This window comes from Xenorhabdus bovienii (assembly GCF_024721015.1).
GTDB classification, from domain to species: domain Bacteria; phylum Pseudomonadota; class Gammaproteobacteria; order Enterobacterales; family Enterobacteriaceae; genus Xenorhabdus; species Xenorhabdus bovienii.
In genome coordinates this window covers 1-4,676 of sequence record NZ_JANAIF010000130.1, presented here as the reverse complement: position 1 = coordinate 4,676, position 4,676 = coordinate 1, and the positions used below count along the sequence as shown (strand labels likewise).

The 4,676-nt window shown below is 40.7% G+C and carries 5 protein-coding genes, 5 tRNA genes and 1 rRNA gene; 10 read left to right on the top strand and 1 reads right to left on the bottom strand.

Annotated features, from left to right (window positions below; all coding sequences use genetic code 11):
- The first annotated feature begins 152 nt into the window (after positions 1-152).
- From NXS07_RS18645 to birA, 4 genes are all read left to right on the top strand, one after another.
- Positions 153-228: transfer RNA gene (locus tag NXS07_RS18645), tRNA-Thr, on the top strand.
- Between the two features lie 34 nt (positions 229-262).
- Positions 263-378 (top strand): 5S ribosomal RNA (gene rrf / locus NXS07_RS18640).
- A 145-nt stretch (positions 379-523) separates the two neighbouring features.
- Complete coding sequence (gene murB, locus NXS07_RS18635; protein WP_038221398.1) at positions 524-1,564, top strand: UDP-N-acetylmuramate dehydrogenase; 1,041 nt, start codon at positions 524-526, stop codon at positions 1,562-1,564.
- Complete coding sequence (gene birA, locus NXS07_RS18630; protein ID WP_038221397.1) at positions 1,561-2,520, top strand: bifunctional biotin--[acetyl-CoA-carboxylase] ligase/biotin operon repressor BirA; 960 nt, start codon at positions 1,561-1,563, stop codon at positions 2,518-2,520. The genes murB and birA overlap by 4 nt, the downstream gene beginning before the upstream one ends.
- 32 nt (positions 2,521-2,552) lie before the next feature.
- On the opposite strand, the gene coaA is transcribed toward birA, so the two are convergent.
- Positions 2,553-3,503 (bottom strand): type I pantothenate kinase, encoded by a 951-nt coding sequence (gene coaA / locus NXS07_RS18625; protein ID WP_038192856.1) that lies wholly within the window; start codon positions 3,501-3,503, stop codon positions 2,553-2,555.
- Positions 3,504-3,727: 224 nt separating this feature from the next.
- Here coaA and NXS07_RS18620 point away from each other — a divergent pair, with 224 nt between their 5' ends.
- The 6 genes from NXS07_RS18620 to NXS07_RS18595 form a co-directional block, all read left to right on the top strand.
- Positions 3,728-3,928, top strand: coding sequence for a hypothetical protein (locus tag NXS07_RS18620; protein WP_038221396.1), 201 nt, complete (start codon positions 3,728-3,730; stop codon positions 3,926-3,928).
- Between the two features lies 1 nt (position 3,929).
- Positions 3,930-4,005, top strand: a tRNA-Thr gene (locus NXS07_RS18615).
- 15 nt (positions 4,006-4,020) lie between these two features.
- Positions 4,021-4,105 (top strand) — tRNA-Tyr (locus tag NXS07_RS18610).
- Between the two features lie 101 nt (positions 4,106-4,206).
- Positions 4,207-4,281: transfer RNA gene (locus NXS07_RS18605), tRNA-Gly, on the top strand.
- 6 nt (positions 4,282-4,287) lie between these two features.
- Positions 4,288-4,363, top strand: a tRNA-Thr gene (locus tag NXS07_RS18600).
- Positions 4,364-4,470: 107 nt separating this feature from the next.
- Positions 4,471-4,676 (top strand): GTP-binding protein (locus NXS07_RS18595; RefSeq protein WP_258087180.1); only part of this gene is annotated, 206 nt, incomplete at its 3' end.

Below are 4,676 nucleotides of genomic sequence, written 5' to 3'. Positions count from 1 at the left end.
GCAGTGAAACGCCGTAGCGCCGATGGTAGTGTGGGGTCTCCCCATGTGAGAGTAGGGCACTGCCAGACACCTATTTATAAGTATTGTCCACATGGCAACATTTTTTATTTCAGCATTCGGAATCACATCAATAGTGACCGAAAATAGCTCATGCTGATATGGCTCAGTTGGTAGAGCACACCCTTGGTAAGGGTGAGGTCCCCAGTTCGAATCTGGGTATCAGCACCATAAATAATATGTTCGGCAAGTAAAACAGAATTTGCTTGGCAGCAATAGCGCGGCGGTCCCACCTGACCCCATGCCGAACTCAGCAGTGAAACGCCGTAGCGCCGATGGTAGTGTGGGGTCTCCCCATGTGAGAGTAGGGAACTGCCAAGCTTTAATACCCAGTCAAAAGGCCACTCAAATGAGTGGCCTTTTACGTTTCTTAGTTTCTTATTATCATAGCCGGTAACTACTGATTTATCTTTCAAATGTAGAGTCTGATAGACTACAGATAAATTACTTATCGAGCTTGAAGTAAATGTCTGCCTGTCAATTTATCCAATTAAAAGCGTTCAACACGTTTGGTATTTCAGTCTGTGCTGATCATATTTCTACCGTAACTTCAGTTGAATCACTGTTGTCTGCATGGCAAGAAGCGGAGGAAAAAGAGCATCCCATTTTATTACTTGGTGGGGGGAGTAACGTTCTTTTTACCGAAAATTTTAAAGGTACTGTGATATTGAACCGTATTCTTGGTGTTGATATACAAGAATCGGATACAGCATGGCATATCCATGTTGGCGCTGGTGAAAACTGGCATCAGCTGATTGTTCATCTTCTTCATCAACAGATCTATGGCTTAGAAAATTTAGCGTTGATTCCAGGAAATGTGGGGTCAGCACCAATTCAAAATATTGGTGCATATGGAATTGAATTTAAACATGTCTGTGAATATGTCGATCTAATAGAGTTGAAAACTGGCAAACTGATTCATCTTATGGCAAATGAATGCCAATTTGCTTATAGAGATAGTATCTTTAAACATCAATATAAAGATGGCTATGCTATAACAGCAGTTGGCTTGCAGTTAAATAAGGTTTGGAAACCAATATTAACTTATGGCGGCTTAACACAGTTCTCATGTGAAGACGTAACACCAGAACGCATATTCAATGCTGTTTGTGAAATGCGTCAGAGTAAGTTACCCGATCCTGTTATTATCGGGAATGCTGGCAGTTTTTTTAAAAATCCAATTGTACCTATTGAATTGGCGCAAAAGATCAAATTTGATTATCCAGAGTGTCCTCAATATCACCATAATGAACATAATGTAAAGATAGCGGCAGGTTGGCTGATAGATCAATGTCACTTGAAAGGCTATTGTATTGGTGACGCTGCCATACATATGAAACAGGCACTGGTGTTAATCAATAAAGGTAATGCAACGGGTCAGGATATTACTGCTTTGGCGACTTATGTACGTAAAAAAGTAGCAGAAAAATTTAATATTTTCTTAGAGCCTGAAGTACGTTTCATTGGTAGTGAGGGTGAGATAGATGCAGTGGAATGTATTTCATGAAAGATATTAGTATCCCATTAAAATTAATTAAAGTGTTATCCGATGGCGAAGTTCATTCCGGTCAGCAGCTTGGTCAAGAATTAGGAATGAGTCGTGCGGGAATAAATAAGCATATTCAGACCATTCGTGAATGGGGCGTAGAGATTTTAACTATCCCGGGTAAGGGTTATCGTTTCCCTGCATCAATGAATCTGCTGGATAAAGAGCTTATTGCAGGTTACCTGCCAAATGATCGTCTCGAAGTTATACCTGTTATCGATTCTACCAATCAGTATTTGCTGGAGAAATTGTCAGAACTCGATTCAGGTGACGCTTGTGTCGCCGAATATCAGTATGCTGGAAGGGGGCGCCGTGGCAGGCAGTGGATTTCTGCTTTTGGTAGAAATTTATATTTGTCCATGTATTGGCGTTTGGAGCAAGGGCCAGCCGCAGCAATAGGATTAAGTCTGGTTGTTGGGATAGTCATTGCGGAAGTGCTTAACCGTCAGGGTGCTGAAAGAGTAAAAGTGAAATGGCCGAATGATCTCTATCTGGATGATAAAAAGCTGGCAGGGATATTAGTTGAATTGATAGGAAAAATGGGTGATGCGGCTCAGATTGTTATCGGAATAGGCATGAATATTTCAATGAGTAGTGAACAGCAGAAATTGATTAACCAGCAGTGGACTAATCTACAGCAAGCGGGAATAGTTGTTGAACGCAATAAATTAATTTCTGAAATTATTCTTGAGCTTAAAAAAGCGTTAATTCAATTTGAAAACGAAGGGTTATCTCCATTTCTTTTCCGGTGGTTAAAATTAGATCATTTTATGAATCGTTCAGTAAAGCTGATTATTGGAAATCAGGAAGTTTATGGAACGGCTCGTGGAATTGATCAGCAAGGGGCATTGCTGCTTGATATAAATGGTGTTATTACGCCGTATATTGGTGGTGAAATTTCTCTCAGAGGTTGTTGAATGCAAAGCCGGAAATAGTTCCGGCTATTGTTTTATTTTCTCAACCTGACACTTTCAATAGCGTGGTTCGCTCCTTTAGTCATAATTAGGCTAGCGCGCTCTCTAGTTGGTAAAATGTTTTGTTGTAAGTTTAATCCATTAATTTCCAGCCAAATATCTGATGCAACTTTTATCGCTGCTTCGGTAGTTAACTTAGAATAATTGTGGAAATAAGAGTCTGGATCAGAAAAAGCACCTTGCCGGAACTTAAGAAAACGGTTGATATACCATTGTTCGAGCAACTCTTCTGACGCATCGACATAAATAGAAAAATCGACAAAATCAGACACAAACACATGATGTGGTTCATGTGGATAATCCATACCACTTTGCAGCACGTTTAGTCCTTCAAGGATCAAAATATCTGGACGCTCAATAATTAGTTGTTCATTGGGGACAATATCGTAGCTGAGGTGAGAGTATACTGGTGCTGTAACTTTTTCGGCGCCTGATTTTATATCAGCGACGAATTTCACTAGGTTGCGCATATCGTAGGATTCAGGGAAGCCCTTTTTTTTCATTAAGCCACGTTCATTCAATACATTATTAGAGTGTAAAAAACCGTCTGTCGTTACTAGTTTAACGCGGCGATGTTCGGGCCAGCGGCTTAACAATGCTTGTAATAAACGCGCGGTTGTGCTCTTTCCAACAGCAACACTGCCTGCTATGCCAATGATGTAAGGTATTTTTTGCCCACCAGTCCCTAAAAATTGTTCAAGGACGGCCTGCCGCCGCAAATTGGAACTAATATAAAAATTGAGTAGACGTGACAATGGAAGATAGATCTGAACCACTTCTTCTATTGAAATCTCTTCATTAATCCCTTTTAAAGCAGCAATCTCTTCTGCTGTGAGTGTCAAAGGCACTGAGTCACGTAATGTTGCCCAATGTTCACGATCAAATTGTAAATATGGAGTCGTCAAAAAAGATTCTTTCTTATTCATAAGCCAACATCTGCCTGTCTATGCAGGTTGGACAGGTTGTTGTGAACACCCGTATCCGACAAAAAATAAATCTCATCATATCGGTTGCGCTACTACAGGCGTAGATTTTTTTATGATTTTAGTAATTTTTTTGATAGGAAATACAAAATTGTAAAAAATAGAACAATTTTCTTGTTTGTTTTTCTAGCTTATTTCTTACTTTTTTTAAAAAGAACCAATGTAGTATGAATGATTTTTTAAAAAGATTCGGTGAATCTGTTTCTTGCTGCTTGAGCAGTAATGATTTTTTGTTGATTATTTATACCAATATTATTGAAAAAATCATCAAAAATGCCTGTGTCGATCGTTTTGTGAACGAAAGAATAAAAAAAACAATTTTTTTGTTGCATCGGGGGCCAACACTACCTAAAATGCGCAGCACTTGATGCCGGCATAGCTCAGTTGGTAGAGCAACTGACTTGTAATCAGTAGGTCCCGAGTTCGACTCTTGGTGCCGGCACCATTAAAAATTTGGAAAGGTGGGGTTCCCGAGCGGCCAAAGGGAGCAGACTGTAAATCTGCCGTCACAGACTTCGAAGGTTCGAATCCTTCCCCCACCACCATTAACCAGTTTTTGTCTTGAGTGTTCTGCTCGAGTTACTACTCCAGAGAAGATACTTGAGATACAATAAACAGCTGATTAAAGTCAGGTAGCCGAGTTCACGCGGGCATCGTATAATGGCTATTACCTCAGCCTTCCAAGCTGATGATGCGGGTTCGATTCCCGCTGCCCGCTCCAAGATGTGCTGATATAGCTCAGTTGGTAGAGCACACCCTTGGTAAGGGTGAGGTCGGCAGTTCGAATCTGCCTATCAGCACCACTTCCCCTGTTCTTGCCTCCTGATTTTTCTTCCTGTAAATACCTAACAAGCGACTGTTTGGTTGATGTGGTGAAACCACCGATTCCGTGTTTTAGAGGAACAATCTAATGTCTAAAGAAAAGTTTGAACGTAAAAAACCGCACGTTAACGTTGGTACTATCGGCCACGTTGACCACGGTAAAACTACCCTGACTGCAGCAATCACTACTGTTCTGGCGAAAACTTACGGCGGTAGTGCTCGTGCATTCGATCAGATCGATAACGCACCAGAAGAAAAAGCGCGTGGTATCACCATTTCTACTTCTCACGTAGA